This is a genomic window from Paenibacillus sp. FSL F4-0125 (genome assembly GCF_038008565.1).
GTDB lineage: Bacteria > Bacillota > Bacilli > Paenibacillales > Paenibacillaceae > Paenibacillus_AQ.
The window spans coordinates 1,975,147-1,993,725 of sequence record NZ_JBBOZJ010000001.1 but is presented as its reverse complement, the minus strand read 5'-3'; the positions used below and the strand labels follow the sequence as shown (position 1 = coordinate 1,993,725).

General features: G+C 45.1%; 13 protein-coding genes and 1 pseudogene. 5 read left to right on the top strand and 9 right to left on the bottom strand.

Annotated features, from left to right (window positions below; genetic code table 11):
• Positions 1-31: 31 nt before the first annotated feature.
• Positions 32-3,280 (bottom strand): family 43 glycosylhydrolase, encoded by a 3,249-nt coding sequence (locus NST74_RS08695; RefSeq protein WP_341111525.1) that lies wholly within the window; start codon positions 3,278-3,280, stop codon positions 32-34.
• A 456-nt stretch (positions 3,281-3,736) separates the two neighbouring features.
• Between NST74_RS08695 and NST74_RS08690 the strand changes: the two genes are divergently transcribed.
• Complete coding sequence (locus tag NST74_RS08690) at positions 3,737-5,371, top strand: recombinase family protein (RefSeq protein WP_341111523.1); 1,635 nt, start codon at positions 3,737-3,739, stop codon at positions 5,369-5,371.
• A 59-nt stretch (positions 5,372-5,430) separates the two neighbouring features.
• Here the strand turns inward: NST74_RS08690 and NST74_RS08685 are convergent.
• A pseudogene (locus tag NST74_RS08685) lies at positions 5,431-6,303 on the bottom strand (protein prkA); the annotation flags it as partial.
• 181 nt (positions 6,304-6,484) lie between these two features.
• Here NST74_RS08685 and NST74_RS08680 point away from each other — a divergent pair.
• A complete protein-coding gene (locus tag NST74_RS08680) occupies positions 6,485-7,423 on the top strand; it encodes a DUF2161 family putative PD-(D/E)XK-type phosphodiesterase (protein ID WP_341111521.1) in 939 nt (312 codons plus the stop codon).
• 973 nt (positions 7,424-8,396) lie between these two features.
• Here the strand turns inward: NST74_RS08680 and NST74_RS08675 are convergent.
• Entirely contained in the window at positions 8,397-9,614 is a 1,218-nt protein-coding gene (locus tag NST74_RS08675) for an aminotransferase-like domain-containing protein (RefSeq protein WP_341111519.1), read from the bottom strand.
• 139 nt (positions 9,615-9,753) lie between these two features.
• A complete protein-coding gene (locus NST74_RS08670) occupies positions 9,754-10,410 on the bottom strand; it encodes a response regulator transcription factor (RefSeq protein ID WP_042125683.1) in 657 nt (218 codons plus the stop codon).
• Positions 10,411-10,692: 282 nt separating this feature from the next.
• On the opposite strand from NST74_RS08670, the gene NST74_RS08665 reads away from it, so the two are divergent.
• Genes NST74_RS08665 through NST74_RS08655 form a run of 3 tightly spaced genes read left to right on the top strand, consistent with a single transcriptional unit; the run spans position 10,693 to position 12,369 of the window.
• Positions 10,693-11,100 carry a hypothetical protein gene (locus tag NST74_RS08665; RefSeq protein WP_042125682.1) on the top strand — a complete coding sequence of 136 codons (408 nt, stop codon included), beginning with the start codon at positions 10,693-10,695 and terminating at the stop codon, positions 11,098-11,100.
• Complete coding sequence (locus NST74_RS08660; RefSeq protein ID WP_341111517.1) at positions 11,097-12,161, top strand: phosphodiester glycosidase family protein; 1,065 nt, start codon at positions 11,097-11,099, stop codon at positions 12,159-12,161. Before NST74_RS08665 ends, NST74_RS08660 begins: the two co-directional genes overlap by 4 nt.
• Positions 12,162-12,171: 10 nt before the next feature.
• A complete protein-coding gene (locus tag NST74_RS08655; protein ID WP_341116026.1) occupies positions 12,172-12,369 on the top strand; it encodes a hypothetical protein in 198 nt (65 codons plus the stop codon).
• 251 nt (positions 12,370-12,620) lie between these two features.
• Here NST74_RS08655 and NST74_RS08650 read toward each other — a convergent pair whose 3' ends face one another.
• The 5 genes from NST74_RS08650 to NST74_RS08630 form a co-directional block, all read right to left on the bottom strand.
• Positions 12,621-12,875, bottom strand: a complete 255-nt coding sequence (locus tag NST74_RS08650) for an AbrB/MazE/SpoVT family DNA-binding domain-containing protein (protein ID WP_039871533.1) — start codon at positions 12,873-12,875, stop codon at positions 12,621-12,623.
• Positions 12,876-12,999: 124 nt separating this feature from the next.
• Positions 13,000-13,464, bottom strand: coding sequence for a tRNA (uridine(34)/cytosine(34)/5-carboxymethylaminomethyluridine(34)-2'-O)-methyltransferase TrmL (trmL, locus tag NST74_RS08645; RefSeq protein WP_042125678.1), 465 nt, complete (start codon positions 13,462-13,464; stop codon positions 13,000-13,002).
• Between the two features lie 123 nt (positions 13,465-13,587).
• A complete protein-coding gene (serC, locus tag NST74_RS08640) occupies positions 13,588-14,676 on the bottom strand; it encodes a 3-phosphoserine/phosphohydroxythreonine transaminase (protein WP_076119239.1) in 1,089 nt (362 codons plus the stop codon).
• Between the two features lie 110 nt (positions 14,677-14,786).
• Positions 14,787-15,674 (bottom strand): hypothetical protein, encoded by an 888-nt coding sequence (locus tag NST74_RS08635; RefSeq protein ID WP_341111514.1) that lies wholly within the window; start codon positions 15,672-15,674, stop codon positions 14,787-14,789.
• Positions 15,675-15,821: 147 nt separating this feature from the next.
• The gene (locus NST74_RS08630) at positions 15,822-18,560 is read right to left on the bottom strand and encodes a GH36-type glycosyl hydrolase domain-containing protein (RefSeq protein WP_341111512.1); all 2,739 of its coding nucleotides are present in this window, start codon (positions 18,558-18,560) and stop codon (positions 15,822-15,824) included.
• Between the last annotated feature and the right edge of the window lie 19 nt (positions 18,561-18,579).

Sequence of the window (18,579 nt, the reverse complement as noted above, 5' to 3'; positions counted from 1 at the left end):
CGTACTGAGAGAATATTTTACAATTAATTTACTAATTAAGAATTTTGGTGGCGATGAATGCAAGATCCGTAATGTCAATCTTCTGGTCGCCGTTCAGATCAGCGATCTTGGCTTTCGCCCAATCAGAGCTAGTGGAGTCCTTGCCGTAATGGTAAGCAACAATCGCAAGGTCGCCTACGTTGACGATGCCGTCGTTGTTCAGATCCGCCGATACTTCCTTAATTACTGCGGACTTGAAGCTATTCACCGCACGGAGCAGATCAGTGACTGCGTTGTCAACCTGAGACTGTGTCGCGCCCGAGTTGTCTTTAACCACTTTGGCCGCGTTAATTGCAATGCCAAACGCATCTTTGGCTGCCTGCGGATATTGACCAGGTAGAGTACCTACGACTGCAGCGTCATACAAGCTCTGCCCATTTGTAATCGCTGCGTTCAGCGCAGTCTTGTCTACGCTCACATCGATGCTTCCTACAGAAATGACCTTATGGTCCAGTTTCGCCTGGATCACGGCTCCCTCGGACGTTCCCAATTCCGCCCGCTTCACGGCTATCGTCCCGCTCGTGTTCTGGACACCGGATTTCACCTTAAAGGTTAGATCCAGAGACGGCGTACTTGCTCCCGAGATGCCTCCGATATTGGCGGCGATCAATCTGACCTCACCAAGGGTATCTTTGTCCTCTGTCATCAGCTCCACATTATACGTTGCGGATGTTACGCTCATATATTCGAAAACGTTGGCATCATAAGTGAACGTGATGTCCTGGGCATATACGCTTTCTACCAAGTTGTTCAGCTTCACGCCGACGGTAAAGCTGCCTCCAGGCTTCACGCTATCCGTTGCCGACAATGCAACGGCAGGCTCCGTCGGTTCCGGCTCTTCCGTAGACGGCCAGACGGGATCCGCCGTGGAGGTGCTTGTCGTCAAATAAATCCGGTCAATCGTCAACCCGTCTTCCCTGCCCCAGAAATTCAACTCATGCTCGCCGACCGTCATATTCAATGGCTCTCCCCCAGGCACGACGGAGCCGCCGTTGCTAAGATTCACCCATCTGAACTGTCCGCCGCTGATTCCCTCAATCCCGTTGGAAGTGAATTTATACTGCTGATCCAATCCGACATGGACGGAATCGGAATTGAAATCCACGCTCTTGGCTAGGATCCAAAGCTGGTAAGCCCCTGCTTTCGGGATGTTGATCTTATATCCAAGCCTGGAACCTGAGGCTAGGGTCGCTGCATCCGTCCCGGGCATATTAAAGCCGGTATCAGGCCCGAAGAACATGGCTTTTGTGGACTGCCCGTCGGCAAGCGACCAGGTATGGCCGTTGATCGTGCCGTGTACGTAGGCCTCCTTCGAGTTGTCCGCCGCTGTTTCCGCCTCGATGGCTATGAAGACCGGCGTACTGAAACGAAGAGTATAGACTGCTGCTTCAATCCCGTCTCTGATCACCTTCACCGTTGCTATGCCGGGGATTTCCATCGTTTGTGTGATTTTGACCATCGCCTCAGGATCGTAAGCCATCGCGGTAACTTGAGGCGGAGCTGCCCCTTCCGGAACATCAATGTCATAGGAATAAATATTTGGACTAAAGCCACGCAAAGGAACACCGTCTAGACGAAGTTCTTTTAAATTCGTATCAACATTAGTCCCTTCCAGCTTGTCGCCTATTTTAAAGTAATCAAAGTCAACGTAACCGCCTGCAGTTTTTGTTGCATAATTGAATAAGGCAAATCGGTAGCCCATAAAATGTGGCAGGGTATATGACATTTGCAGGGTGTTCCCGATCGATGCCCAGCGTTTACCATCCAGACTGTAATAGAAGGATGCTTTGTCCGTCCGATTCTTATAATCAAGCTCAGTTCGTAAATAGACGACGTCCTGATTGATCGGAATACTAGCCGTTTCTACTGCCGACCCTGAGCTTCCGTTTACCATCACAATCGACTTTTCAGATCCTGACATTTTAACCCCTACATAACCGTAAATTTTCTGAAAAGCAGATATTCCGGCTACATCCCCGTCTTTCATATGGCTGACATCAATTGCGATTGTCCCTGAGCTTTCCGGACCGAAGGTTCTCTGGGTAAGGGTATTTCTGGCATCCAGAATACTTGTGCTCGTTCTTCCCGTTGTTAATCTAAGGTGTCCGGGACGGTCCGTCAGAGACCAATATCTGTTATCGGGATTATGGTTCCATTGCCATACGTATGCAAGATTGGAGCCGTTGTCATCATTTTCTCCGCCGGCTACCTCGGTATGGTATGCACTGACTCTCTCTGTCCTCTGATCAAAATTGTCGGATGCCACCCAGGATTTCGAAAGCTCTGCAGCAATTCCCGTATCATTGACATCACCGAATACTGGCCAATTGTCCTCACTCCAAGTCATGGGAACAATATACGGGATGCGTCCCACCGAACCGTAATCCTGGAAGAGCATCCCATACCATTTCCCGTCAGCTGCTTGAACGATGCCGCCTTGGGCTACGCCGGCTCCACTTGTGTTACTCCCGGATTTCAGCGCAACCTTGCCTTCATAGGGACCGTCAATCTGATCTGCCCTGTGAACCAGTTGAGTTCGAATTCCCCCGGTCGGCCATGAAATATTAAAGATATAATATTTGCCGTTAATTTTATAAATGTGAGACCCTTCAGCGCCTAAACCTCCGGTTCCTCCGGGAGCGCTTGCATTTTGAATAATGACTTTGTTCATCCCTCCCGGTTTAATCGCCGTGGCATCCGAAGTAAGCTCAATCGCGCGAATGGTGCCATTGCCATGAACCAGATATACACGTCCGTCATCATCAAACAATAGAGACATATCATGATAAACTCCGCCGGCCAGTTCATACTTTTCCCAAGGTCCTTTTTCGATGTTCGTGGTTTGAAAAACAAACGTTTTACCGATATCATTGGAAGCAAAGACGACATAGAACTTGCCGTTATGATATCTGATATTACTAGCCCATGAGCCCTGCCCGTAAATATTCTGCCCATTGGTAAGCGTCTGTTTGTCATTGTCCGCTAGGATATCGTATACGTAACTAACAATTTCCCAGTTTACAAGATCCTTGGATTTCATAACGGGAACGCCCGGATTCATATGCATCGTTGTACTGGTCATATAATAGGTATCTTCTACCCTGATTACACTAACATCCGGAATATCCGCCCATATAATCGGGTTCTTGGCGGTTTGATCCGCAGCATAGATAGATTTTCCTGGTAGAAAGCAAATGAAGAAAGAACAAACCAAAACGAGTACCCAACACTTTTTATACATCGTATTTAATTCCTCCCATTCAGGCTCTATCAACCATTGATTTATCCCTTTATTTACTATTTTTAAAAATGATAGCGCTTTAACAAATATGTTTAATAATACTTCTAAATTATATAATCACCCCCTCTTCGCCCTTAATATCACTTCTCGCAAGCCATTCTCCTGAATTCTGCACTAATTATATCTGCGACTTTTAGTAAGTACAATGTAATTTCTTTTGAAGAAAGTAGACTTTTTGGTGCTCAAGTTTCGTTCGTATCCAAAAATAGCCTCCTGATTCTGGAAAAGAATCGAGAGGCCTATAATGCCTAGTAATTCGAGCGGCCTCCGGCCGATCTCACCCATTTTAACGAAAAAACAGGTTATAACTTGGGTCGCATTCCCTTTATTTTGCTTGTACAACGATGATATAATCTTTTCGCAGTAATTAAACCAAAAAGAAGGGTGTATAAATTAATGCGTGAACTGCCCCCTAACATATTGCGAATTATTAATTACATCCGTAAGTCAAGAGAAGAAGAAATCCAAGAAGAACGAGAAGGAATCGATGCACTAGAACGTCAGCGCGTTCAAATGGAAACCGTATTGAAGCAATACGGTGTACCTTTTGAGCAAGTTAAAGAAGTTGGGTCGGGGGATTCAATTTCGGGACGCCCCATCTTCAGACAAGTGCTGAATGACATTGAGAGCGGCAAATACCAAGCGATCGCAGTACGTGAGATTCAGCGATTAGGGCGCGGCTCATACGGTGATATGGGTGTGATTTATGATTTGCTAGAGCAAAATCGCATTTACATCATTACTGAGAGTCGTATTTACGATCCCCGTAACTCTGATGATGCAAAGTTTATTCGGATGCAGCTCTTTATCTCTCGTGAAGAATATTTCATGATCAAAGAGCGACTTGTTAATGCTCGGTATTTTAAAGCCCGTGAGGAAGGGAAATTCATGAACTCACACCCCGCATACGGTTACCGGTCAAACATCAAAACTAAGAAACTTGAACCCTTTAACTATGATGAAAGCACAGGAGAATATACCGATGAAGCTGCGATTGTACGCAAAATATTTGATTGGTATGTGAATGATGATATCGGATATCAAGCCATCTCCACGAAACTCGTGAAAATGGGGATCCCTACCTCCAAGAACAAAAAGCATTGGCAAGGGCTGGTCATCCGCCGAATGTTAGAAAATCCAGTTTACATCGGACATATTTACTATCGAACCACAGAAAACATTAAGGACCCTTCTCTGAAACGGGGATATCGCCAAATCAAGCGTCCCAAAGAGGAGTGGCTGATTCACGAAAATGCGCATCATGCAATTATTGATAAAGAAACGTTCGATGCTGCACAGCGTAAATTGCAAGCAAATAGTAATCTTGCTCTTCCCGTTAAAGAACAGTTCCAGTCTTGTGAATTAGCATCACTTGTCGTTTGCCCAACTTGTCAGAAAAAAATGGTTCGCCAATACTCTACCCAGCATTATGATAAAAGGGGAAGCAATGTAACCAGCGTCTATCACAAAGAATTTCTCTATGACAAAGAGTGTCGTAAATCTTACAAGTACAGAGATGTTGAAGATCAAATCATTAAGCTTCTGCAGCATGTTAAAGAGCTTGATACGAATCAACTCGAGTCAATGATTGAACAGACTCTTAAGCGTGCAGCAAGCACAGCTAATAATCCATTGGATGACCTACGTATCCTGGAAGACAGTAAAAAGAAATTACAGTCGCGACTTGAGTTTATTTTTAACGCTTATGAGTCCGGCGACTACACCCGTGAAGAGTTCAATAAGAGAAAAACAAAGCTTACTGAGGATTTAAAAGGTATTGAAGCGGAAATTCTCAAAATCAAAAATATAGAGGCAACAGATGTGAAAAACGACATCAACACAGATTCAATTCGCAAGAAAGTATCTTCAGTGATTGATGCCTATCGTACGCTAAATGACAAGACAAGAAAGAATACGTTATTACGTCGTGTATTCGAGAAGGTTGAGGTTGAGGTCTTGGAGCCAGGCATTGGCAGGCGTCCTGCGAAGTTGCTCGTACGTGGATACTTCAAACATGATTTTCTATTATAAGAATCGGATTTTCTATTCTGTTACTGCCTTTACTGCCATTATTTTAGACTTTATCATCTAACTATCATTTCATCCGCACTAATTAATGCGAATCGACCAGCCTTGAAATTACCTTCTTGCGTCAGAGACAGCAGGTTCCACAGGAACTTTTCGTCACATTTGAGCATTTCTTGGAACTCCATTAGTCCACGGTTAGCTTTATTGAGCTCTCCGTCAAAACGGTACGCACGCGGATCGGATTCCGAGCCAAATTCAGTAATGGTCGAAAAATCGATGCTCCCGGTCAAATCGGCGATATCTTGCGACTTCGGATCAGATGGACTAAAGGTACCAATCCCTACCCGCTCTTCTTCTGACAAAATAACCCTGGCTACTCTGACCTGTTCAATATCCCCTGCATATTCATTTCTTAGCCGCATCTGGCAGGAAGGACAGAGGTTACCCTCAATCCGTACACCAAGTTCCTTCTCAATCTCTGGACGAAGCTCCAAGGGAATCAAATGTAGTGGGTCTTCATGCATCGGGCAGCCCTCAATGGCATATACCGCACCCGCATCCGTCCGCGAGTATTGTTCCAACCCTCGTTTAAGCAGTGTGACTAGGGTCGATTTCCCCCCACTGACGGGTCCCATCAATAATAAAATCCGTTTACGAACATCAAGCCGGCGTGCTGCGGAATGAAAATATTCCTCCACTAACTTTTCGACTGCACGATCAAGCCCAAAAATTTCCTGCTCAAAAAACTTATACCGTTTGCGTCCGTTTATGTCCTCTACGCCATGCGACTTAATCATGTCATAAACGCGGGAGTGAGCGGTTTTAGCGGGAGAGGGGTCTTTTCTCAAAAGTTCTATATACTGCTTGAAGGTCCCGCTCCACGCCAAACGGTCGTTCTCAGCCCGATACGAAGCTATTCGCTCAAAAATATCCATTGCTCGCTGCCTCCTCTTGCGCTCTTACTTGCTCTCCTATAACGTTAAAAAGTGTATTACATACCTATGCAGAAAGCGTGGAATAGTTGACCTCTTTTTTGCTGTGCTATAATAGAGAATCATAAAATCGCAGTAAAACCTTAATGGAAACCCGAAAATAATGGGCTACGGGAGTGACACTATGGCGGTACGACATGAAACGGAGCTGTATGCTCCTTTAAAGGTTTTTTTTGAAAAGCAAGGATACAGCATCAAGGGTGAGGTTCGGACTTGTGATTTGGTGGGGATCCGTGAGGATTTAGAGCACCCTCTAATCGTGGAGATGAAAAAATCGTTCAACCTGGCCTTGCTGCTGCAAGGGGTGGAACGGCTGAAGCTCAGCCCTACGGTCTATCTCGCAGTGGAACGTGTCCGTGATAAAAAAGGAGCGGTGAACCAGCGCTGGGGCGAGCTTAGCGGACTGTGCCGCCGTCTTGGCCTCGGGCTGATCACCGTTGTTTTTTATAAGACTAAGGCACCGCTAGTCGAGGTGCTCGTCGAGCCGGACGAGACGCCGCCTGCCCAGCGCAGCAACAAGCGGCGGCGCGAGCGTCTGCTCTATGAGTTCCGCGAGCGCAGCGGAGACTACAACACCGGCGGCAGCACGCGCGTTAAGCTCGTGACGGCCTACCGCGAGAAAGCGCTGCGTGTCGCGCTTTCTCTGCAAGCAGCGGAGGCGGAAGCCGCCGTCGCTGCCGAGAAGGCCGCTGCGAAGGCTTCGCTCGCAGCGGGCAAACGTGCAGCGGCGAGCACCGCTGCACAGGCTCCGGCGCTGAGCTCAGCGCCGGAGGGGCGTGCTGCCGGGGACACGGCAGCACGGGAGGCAGCGGCGGCTGGCACGCGAAGCGGTGCCCCTAGCGCTGCCTCAAGCACACGCCCGGCCGGGATCACGCCGGCCGAGCTGCGGAAGCGTAGCGGCGTACCGAACGCCGCCGCTATGCTGCAGCACAACTACTACGGCTGGTTCCACCGTGTCAGCCGTGGGCGCTATACCCTGACCCCAGCCGGTCAGGCCGCGCTAGTGGAATACGCCGCTATAACTGGCGGCGTAACTCATAACAGCAATCATCACAGTAATTAGCTTGCCTATCGTAAGCAGTACTTTTTTTCGATTATAATCTTTTTGTTGGATTCTAATCCTTTACCCCCCAGTTCTAATCATTTACTCGGTCTTTAAACTTATTAATCTAATTCACACATAACATGTCTAACTAACGCCAAAAAGCATCCCATCTACGGGATGCTTTTTCGTATGTCTAATCTTATTTGAATCCTATCTCTGTGCATGCATTCCATGTTCTTAACTTACACACAACACACTAGTCTCATCCGGCTCTAAGTGACTGTACTTATTTGACTTATTTACACTCTCGAACACCAGCCTTATTACTAATTACCATTTTCTCTATTTACTTTAACATGCTACTCTTGCTGAATCATTCACATTAGAACCCTATACTACATTCAACATTCACTAATACTAAAACGATCAAATCAAATTATACTTAAAAACACCATTCCGAAAAAGGCACACTAAGTTATTAGGGAAATCCTCCCTAATATTCTTCGATTCACACGCTAAAAACCGTATTTTAGGGAATTCCTCCCTGATTTTCGCCAGATTAACCCCTAAAACGGGGAATCCCTTAATTTTTTAGGGAGAAATTCCCTAAACAGTCCACTTTAGAGTTTAGATCGACCAGTTTTAGGGAGGATTTCCCTAAATAATCTCACATTTCGCACTTCATCTTGCCCAACTTGAAATTCTATCCTTGTTTTAGCTCTAAGGTGTCTTGTATTATGTTTGTTCATCCGTCAGCTTATCTGTCAGTCCATATATCTGTCTTTTTGTCTTTACTATACATCTGTCCATGTATCTGTCTGTTCGTCTATCTATATATCTGTCCATGTATTTGTCTATTCATCCATCTATGCATCTTTCCACAGTCCGTCTATTCATCTCTACGATAAATCCTCAATCGTCCTGACTTTTTATTCATTTCACTCATACTTCATCATTTTAATCATTTCATTCATAATTTTCATTCCACTATCTAACTCCGAGCCGTGAACTCCTTAACCGCCTCGCTCATTAAATTCATGCCGAGCAGCAGCTCATCCCGGCCGGGATGGCTGAAGTTAAGACGAATATGATTTCCGCTCCCATCCACACTACATAACGGTCCCGGCAAAAATGCCACTCCCTTACCCAGCGCACATTTCAGCAGTGCCATAACATCCATCCCCTCCGGCGGAGATACCCAGAGAAACATGCCTCCTGACGGCAGATCGTAGGAGCTTCCCTTCCAAGCTGGACGTTTAAGCAGCTCCACCATCAACTTCAGCCGGGTGTTATATTCTCGATTCAGCTGCGCAATATGCTCACGAAGATCAAAAGCGGTCACATCCAACAAATGATGCAAGAGCCGCTGATTTAATGCGCTCGATTGCCAGTCTGCCATCTGCTTGGCCGCAGCCATCATCCCGATCACTTCCCGGCTACCTGCTGCCCAGCCCGTCCGCAGCGCGGGCGCGACGGTCTTGCTGAACGAACCGATATATAATACGTGTCCGCCGTCACTTATATTTTCCAGTGCGTACAAAGATGGAAATCTTGTGGCCCAAGGTTCACCATACTTTTGAAAATGTAAATCACCATATGAGTCATCTTCTACAATCAGGATGTTATAGGCGGTACAAAGATCCAGCACCTCACGCCGTCTCTCTAAACTCCATAGGATGCCACTTGGATTCGTAAAGCTCGGTGTTGCGAACAGCATTTTTGGCTTATGCAGTTCAATTTGCCTCCGCAAATGATCTGGATCAAGCCCATCCAAGTCACCCTCTACGGGAATAATAATGGCGCCTTGCATCCGAAGAGTTTGCAAGAATCCTGGAGATGTCGGATTTTCTACCAATACGCGATCTCCCGGATCAATATACACCCGCGATAACAAATCAATCGCTTGCTGGCTCCCCGTTGTTAGCAGAACTCCACCTTCAGTAACAGTTACCCCTTTTTCTCTGAGCCAATCCCCGGCAAGCCACTCCCGAAGTGGACCATACCCTGCAGGATCACCATATTGAAGTGCCCCTGCATCTGCAGATATTACCGTAGAGGCTGCTTCGGCAAGCAGCGATAACGGGAACAGTTCTTCCGCTGGTAATTCTTCAGCAAGCGATATCATGGAGCTTCTCCGTGTTTGGGTGCGAATACTTAGAAGCGGTGACGATAGCAGTGTGTGTGCGCGAGCAGAAAATTGGTAAAGCATGCGAAATCCCCCTTCCCTAGTACCAAGTAGAAATGGCTTGGTGATCCTCTTCCAAGGACAATTATCCATTCAACATGATATGCTTTCTTCTATTTCAAGAATATTCCACCTTTACCGTCATTATGTCGTATAGCTTGGGTTATGCGTAGATTTGCCTGTTTTGTCTTGAGAAGAGAGCGAATTTCTCAATGGCTTGCGCTCGCGTCGAAACATCAAGCTTCACATAAATTTTGCGCAAGTAATTGTCAATCGAACGACGACTTACTGCAATTTCGAGCGCTATTTTATCATAGGTAATCCCCTGTACGATTCGCTCCATAATAAACATCTCTGTCTGCGTCAATTGAAGAACATCATCCAGCCCTTTAGATGTCGAAATCGGCCAGGATCCTTTCTCTATCCATTCTAGCGGCATTGAAAGAAAACCCACTCGCAAACCCAGGATCAGCTGTAAAAGCTGATTAGGAGAAGCGCCTTTGGAGAATATCCCGCTCGCTCCCAGCTCTATGAGGGGTTGAAGCAGATCCCTGCCATCTTCATCTGTCATCACGACAAAATGTGAGTTTGGTGAGCTTTTTTTCATATTTAACAGCACACTCTCAATATTACCTTCAGGCATATGATAATCTGCCAGCACTAGCTCGGGATTCTTTTCCCTTACGATGGAAGCGCCTTCGTTCCAAGTTGAATACATTCCTAGAACCTTAAGCTCTCCTCCCTCTTCCAAAATCAATTTCGTCCCCAGCATACTTGTAGGATGACACCCCACAATAACCACCTGCCAAACCTTCATCATTAATGCCCAGACCCCCTGCTTTATATAATCATCCAGAAAGGAAAGCGCCGCAGCGTTTCCGGTTTAAACGCAAGCAAGGAAGTATGATGACTTGTCCGTTTATTCTCTAGCTGGTTACCTTGAGTACGTCTATCAGAATTCCAATCTATAGAAATTGTATCGCAGTAGTTTAATAGGATGCAATTACTTTTTCTAGTTTTCACACTCTCTTTCATTTTTGCGAAACTAGTCAAAGTCTGATAGAATGGGGACTTGAAAAAAAGACCAACCCGAGGTGATCAAATGCAACCGCTAGCGGAAACGTCCCCGGTACACTCGCGCCGTGCTGCTGTGAGAAGCGGCCCTTCCGTAAAATGGTTTTTACTGTTCTGGATCGTGATGATTGGAATTGGTGTATATGCTGTTTACAGCTACACGAACCATTTGAAGCAGCAGGTGCTGAGCGAACTTAGCACTCAGAGCCAGCAGCAGCTTACCGTTCTGAAGACCGACTATGAGTCAAAAATTGCCGTTCTGACCGAAGAGGTGAAGGAATTGCAGAATACTGTGCAAAGTTTTAACGAACTATTAACCTTCACTAAAGATAATGCTAGTGCCAAGACAGATAATAGTAATAAGCTATATACGCAATTGAACGAGGTTAACAAACAGTTAGAAGCTTTGAAGAAGCAAATGGATCTGATCAAATGATGACGCCTGTCAAAAGAGTAAACCGTTTCTTTTTGCTTCTAACCGCACCTTTTCTAGGTTTACTGATATGTATGTGGTGGTATCGACCACCGATCGAGCTGGATCTTGATGTAGGACAATTCACACCTATCTCAGGGCCGTTGAATGAAACAGCCATACTAAAAAAAGATTTAGCCCTAGCTGAAGGCACTGTATCCTACACCATAGATGCAATCAGCGCCAGCGCCAAGCTATATAAAGGAACCACTGCTGTGATGAATAAGCTGGTTGAAACAGCGCAAACGCAAGCTAGCCGTCCTGAGCTTATCTATAACCGCCGGATTTCTGCCAAGCTTGGAATCCCTTCTGAGATTCTTAGCAGCGACCGTATTAGAGTTGAGTTATATCGATTGAATCCAGGAAACTACAAAGCTTATGCTTTGAAAATCAAACTGAAGGATCCGACCGCTATGAAGATGAGCCTGGCGGAGACAGCCTCCGGTGCGGAAACAACTATGCATGCCGTACAGCGTAATGGAGCCATTGCTGGTATTAATGCAGGCGGTTTTGCAGATCAATCCGGAAAACGCTACCCGTTAAGCACGACTGTGGTTGATGGAAAGTATCTCAATGGTTTCGAGCCGACCTTCAAGGACCTCAGCTTCGTAGGACTGAACAAGTCCGGACAGTTAATCGGCGGAAAATTCTACAGTCGCGCACAGTTAGATCAACTTGAACCCGTATTCGGTGCAACCTTTGTGCCTGTTCTACTGAAGAACAACACCAAAGTGCCCATCCCTGAAAAGTGGAAAACCTCCCCCAATCGGGCGCCACGTACAGTTATCGGTAATTATAAGGATGATCAGCTTCTCATTTTTGTAGCAGATGGCTATAATGAGCTAGGTAGCTCTGGAGCACAATTAGAGGAAATTCAGAACAAGCTATATAACATGGGCGTGATGGATGCTTATAATCTGGACGGTGGAGGATCATCATCACTTATCTTCAACGGAAGAGTAGTCAACAAACCTTCGGACGGAAATCTTAGAGCTGTACCGACTAATTTCCTGTTTTTTGAATGATTATATTAAAATGTCTATGCAACATATCACATTTGCGTTTATTTTTATTGATTTGCAGGTTATAATCTTGATAACGAATACATTTGCTAATGGAGGTGCCAGTATGTCGTTCTCATTAACCTTTTGGATCGTAACGTTCGTATTTGTGTTATTTATGGCCGGCATCCTTACCTCATCTTACAACGACGACAAAACAAAAGGCTTATAAGCAAGAAGAAACGGTATTGCCGTCCTTTTTGGGGCGGTACCCGTTTCTGCGAAAACCAGCACGATTAATTTACGGTGTGAAATCTATATAAATTCTTATATTTATACTAATGCTTCAGAGGCTCTTGGCTTCTGAGGCATTTTTTGTATAAAAAAACTGCCTCATAAAGTAGACGATATCTACGAATGGGGCAGTTCCTTTATTTAGAAAACTATAGGCCGTCGAATTCTAAATTAGTAAATATGTACTTCCTAGGCGTGTCTCGGCAATTGGGTCATTTCTGAGAGGCACGCAGCGCAAATATAACGATCTTTATATTCACTTACACCTTCCATTGATCCGCAGAAAACACATTTTGGACGATAGCGCTCCAGGATAATATGGTCACCCTGTACCAAAATTTCAACCGGGTCGCCTTCATTCATCTGATACCTTTTACGCAGGGACTTAGGCAGAACAATTCTACCCAGCTGATCCACTTTGCGAACTACACCAGCAGGTTTCATATCTAACGTACACCTCTCCTGTTCAACTAATAATTTGTAGCTACTATTTATTTCGGCTCATTCATTATATTTCGTTATTAAAATGTCGAATCCTGCTGAAAAAAACAAAAAAAATGTCTTTTTTCTAAACAAGATTCGGAAAATCCAGCTGGCGAAGGGCTTCATATACAATAATAGCCGCAGAATTCGATAAATTCAGCGATCTCACGGCATCACTCATTGGCATGCGCATTTTTGTTTCTTTTCCGGCTTCCAGAATTTCAGCAGAAAGCCCCTTCGTTTCTTTACCAAAGACAAAGAAATCTCCATCTTGAAAATCAAAGTCACTATATCTCTTCTCAGCTTTCGTTGTTGCGTAAAAGAAACGTCCCTCGCTATACTTCTCGAGCACTTCAGCAAAAGAATCGTGATATTCAATGTTAACGGCATGCCAGTAATCTAATCCTGCTCTTTTCAATGTAGCATCATCTGTACGGAATCCGAGTGGGCGAACCAGGTGAAGATGAGTGCCTGTTGCTGCGCAGGTACGCGCGATGTTTCCAGTATTGGCCGGGATTTCCGGTTCAACTAATACGATATGGAGTGCCATTATATGGTTCCTTCCTCTCTAAAGGCTTGATAGCCAGATGTTTTATTCTAGTGCATAACCATAGCTTCTCCAAACAAACTGAAAACCTTCCACCCATAGGCGGAAGGTTTACGATAGAGTTCATTAACCTTGAGTTTGCCGGAAATGGTTCATGAAATCAGAAAGTGCCTTAACACTTTCGTAAGGAACTGCATTGTAAATGGAAGCGCGCAAGCCACCCACACTGCGATGTCCTTTTAAGCCGACAAAACCTTCCAGCTCAGCGGCTTTAACAAACCGTTTTTCGAGTTCTTCCGATTGCATCCGGAAGGTAACATTCATAATGGAGCGGCTGCTCTTCTCAGCAACACCACTGTAGAAGCCGTCACTTCCATCGATATGATCGTATAAGAGACCCGCTTTTTCAAGATTCTTGGATTGGATGCCGGCTAGACCGCCTTGCTCCTCAATCCATTTTAACACTTCGTTAACCATGTATACAGAGAAAGATGGAGGTGTGTTGTAAAGAGAGTTATTTTTATAATGAGTACTGTAACGCATAATTGTTGGAATGTTAGAAGGTGATTCTGCAAGCAATTCTTCTTTAGCGATAACCACAGTCACACCGGAAGGACCAAGATTCTTCTGAGCTCCAGCATAGATCATTCCAAATTGATTTACATCGATTGGACGACATAGAATATCACTAGACATATCTGCAATTAGCGGGATCGAACCAGCATCTGGGAATTCCGCATACTGCGTTCCTTCGATGGTCTCATTGGAAGTTACATGAAGGTAAGCCGCATTATCCGCAGCCTTGATCGAGCTTAACTCTGGAATCGCTACGAATTTCTTATCTTCTGAAGAACCGGCTACATGAGCGCCCCCGACCAATTTAGCTTCTTTAAAAGCCTTATCAGCCCAACTTCCTGTCATTACATAACTACCTACTTGGCCCTCAGAGATCAAGTTCATAGGAATCATAGCAAACTGCGTGCTTGCTCCACCTTGTACGAACAATACCTTATAGCCCTTCGGATTGCCGAGGAGCGAAAGCAGACGTTCCTGCGCTTCATTATGCACGGATTCGTAGATTGCTCCACGGTGCGACATCTCCATGATAGACATTCCACTTTCTCGGAAATCAACAAACTCCGCTTGTGCGCGTTCCAGTACCGTAAGCGGCAATGCTGCCGGTCCGGCATTAAAATTGTATGCTCTCTTATTCAAAACTACTCCCCACCCTTTCTCTCCTATCAATATGGATATCGCTTATGATAGCAATAATCTTACACACCAGCAAGTATAATTATTCACATAAAGGCTTGGATTACTGCTTATTAAGTTGTGAAAAAATGATAAGTTCGGCTCCAGGACTTGCTTTCATGCGGTAAAAGACTAATGTTCACAAAAACTTCAGGAGAGACCACATGGCGTTCTCCCCATAACGCCATTCGTGCTACTGGGAAATCTCCGCTCTCGCGTACTCCTGTTCCACTAGGCTTATGAACCAACTCCCAATTGAACTCGGCTTCCGGTCCTCCCCAGCCACTCAACTTGCAATAAAAGGACCGGTCTGGCTCTTCTGACCAAGTAAGGGTATTACCAGATACCTCTAGCAAATTGTTCGTGTATTGAGATTCTGGTTCCATAACTTTGAGCCCATTCGGGAGGCGCAACTCAAAATCCGGACCTATATTTAAACCATCAATTCCAATAAAATTGTGGATGTACTCCTCGGTTTGGATTGGCTTATTCCCTTTGTTATGCAATTCATATGCAATTTTTAATTGGTCGTCCTTTATAGAGATCGTTTTGGTCAAAAGCATCGCGTATCCATTACTTTCCATCGGATGGATAGTATATGAAGCCGAATCATTATTAACCTCCCTATCAACAGTAAAGGGGGTTAGTGGATACTCGTTATGAAAGATATAGCTCTGCGAGTCCTGCTTTTGTAACAGTCCGATTCCGGGCTTTGGAAACCAGCCTCCAATCGGCGCTTCATCATACCCAATTGCCCGGGAAATGCCAAACTCGTTGCACAGTCCACTTCCGCCAGTACCTTCGCCTTCCTTCAAGCTTTCTGGCACACAAAAAGTATGCTTACCTTTTTCTAACGTAACTTGTGTGATAAACCCCGTCCAGTCAAAACGAGTCCCTTTATATGCTTCTCCAATATCAGCGATATCTACAGATAATACGCCATTTGACAGTTTGCAGCCCATCCTTCACACGCCCCTTTAATCATTCAACAAATAAATTAGCCCCATTATATCATCTATGAAGAAGCTTAGTTTTTATATTTTTTTCAAAAAAAGTCTGCAGCCGCTATACATAACGGTGCAGACGCTTTTAATAAAATCTAGTTATGATTACGCCAAAGTCACTTCAATCACGTGACGCTTCTCTGTCTGCAGAGCGAGTAGATCTTCACGCGGAATAATCGCACTCCCTGAGCCGCGCTGCAGCGTCACCTCGCTGCCATTTAAGGTAACGGAGTGTATTTGGTACTCTCCGTAATTAAAGCTTCCTGTGGCTTTATAGACCACCTCAAACTCACGATCTGCAAAGATCGTCTTAATGGATGCTTTCCCCTCGGAATCAAATTGTTCTTTTACTAGCTTAGGTTCTAGCAATAGATCGCCCAGTTTACCCTTCACACCAAATACTTCAGTGACCATGGTTAGCAAGAGCCAGCTTGCCGAGCCTGTTAGATATGTGTACATTCCTCTGCCTTGCTCGTTAATATATTCAGGAATCCCTGGATAGATACGAGCTTTTGCGAAATCTGTACTCAAGTTGTAAAGAGATTCGAGAACCTTATGACCTTCTTTTACATAACCTCGTTTGTACAACGCATTTCCATACATGATCGTCATGTGACTGAACATGGCCCCATTTTCTTTATGACCAAATGCAAAGCCGAAAGCACGACCCAGATTCTGCTGAATCCCTCCGAAATGAGAATTAAGCCTGTATCCGATCTTGTCATCTAGTAGATTACGATCTACAGCAGCAATAATGTGTGGAATTTGCTCCGGAGCTGCTGCGTGCCCCATAAGCGGGAATACTTGACCCGTAAGTGTCATCCGAACGCCTTCAGAAAATTCTCCCTCTACCCGTTCACCATCGTTATTATAATAACCGTTAAACCAGCCATCGCCATTCTCACTCTGTACCCACTCGTTGTTGCGCAAATGATTAAATATCCATTCCGCTTTTTGTTCCAGATCATCAGCTACTTTTTCAATATCTAGAGATACACGAACTCCACTCACCTTATTTGGTGCCGCGGCATAATATCGATCCAATCTCTCATGCTTGCCTGATATAGAACCGTAATCCACACGTTCGTTAAGCGTATCCAGCAACAGCTGCATCTCTTCTGCCAACTCAACCTTTTCCTGACCTTTAGAAGTCTTAAGGGTACGCAGCATCCGAGAAATATCTAATAGATTGCTAGCATAGAAAGATGTAAAAGCCACACTCTCTCCACGATCCGCACCCATATCGAGACCATCATTCCAGTCCGCACCTTCGAGCAGGATATTATTATGTTCCCCTACATTAAAGAACGGAACCAGGTTTTGCAGCAAAATATGTTCCAGAATTGTACCTTTGTAGATTTCCCCAGAAGCTGTTCTAAGATCACTGCCTGCAGAGGTATCCCAAGAAGTATCACGTTCCTTACAACGACTCATAAAAGTATCCCGGAAATAAGTCTGTTCTTGCAACAAGAAATCAAGATCACCACTCTGATCCAAATAGAGCATCGTTGTTAAGAACGGCCAGGCCCCATGATCCATCCATACTCGAGGAATATTGTTACGGTCAGCAATAAATTCGCCTGGTTGTTGACCGATAATAGTTGCGTTACTGCCGTCAATTCTCACACCAGCGTAATTATTGAAGAGTAGGCTGCGAACTTCGGCAGGTTCCATAATAAGCAGTGCCAGACAGTCTTGCCAAAGATCTCGCCAGCCACGTCCGCCCCTTCCATAATCATGATATGGTAAGAAGGAGTTACCATAGAGTCTTCTAAGGACCGGTTGAATGGTTACCCATTTCATCCATTGATCCGCATCCGAATCGCCGGTATGGAATTCAACCATATTCACTTTATCTGCCCAGAACGCTTTAGTCTCCTCTAGGAGTTGATCAAAAGCTTCAGATGCTCCATATTTATTCATCAACGCTTCAACGTTAATTCTATCACTATCAATTGCCATAACTACGACATATGAATGTTTTTCACCAGGAGACAAGGTAATTGAGGCAAACCGGAGGCCACCGACTGCTTCATAACCCTCTCTATCCACGCCTCCACCTTTACTGATCTCTGGCGTAGTATTCAGAATAACCGCTTCTGGCCAGTCAAGACTTCCACCTTCGCCGATGAATTCCTCTTGAATCGGGAAGAAACCAACAGGCTGACTTCCGTCACCTTCCGCTCCAAATACACCGTAAGAGGTATGGTTAACGCGATGACCACGTTCATCGAAAGAAAGTGCAGGCTGAACCTCAACACCATATGCTGAAGTGTAAATCCGGTTCAGCAAGGATGTTACATGTCTGTGATCCCGCAGATCATCTGCGGAACGGGCATACAATGGAACTACAGCTGTTGGTGTAAGAGTAATCTTCTCTGTTCCAATGTTCGTCAATGTAACTTTCATTAGTTCTACCTTGTCGTTACCTCTAGGTACGAAGCTAGTAATCTCAGCTGTGACACCCATCTCAGAGTTACTGCGAGTGACCCGATGCCATAGAAAACCAGCCTCAAGCACTGCTTCATCAGCAGATGAAGTGTAGAACGCTGCGTTTTGCTTAGCCGAATTTCCTGCTGCAGACCAAGCACCCTTGCCTTCGACGTATACCCAGAAATTACGTGAAGCACGGGAATTATGCAAATCTTCAACAGATAATGGCGGTGTTAAAAATGTATTATGACCTGTCGTCGCCTGTCCATGAAGTTTAGGAGTAACGGTCGACATCATCCCCCCCTCATTTACTAGAGGGAAGTATAAGAAACTACTGTGATCCGGTTGCTGAAGCTTGAACTCCCCATCCTTTCCAGTGAATTCAAAGCCATGAATTTTTTTACGGTCCATTGTCCCCATCCTCTCATTT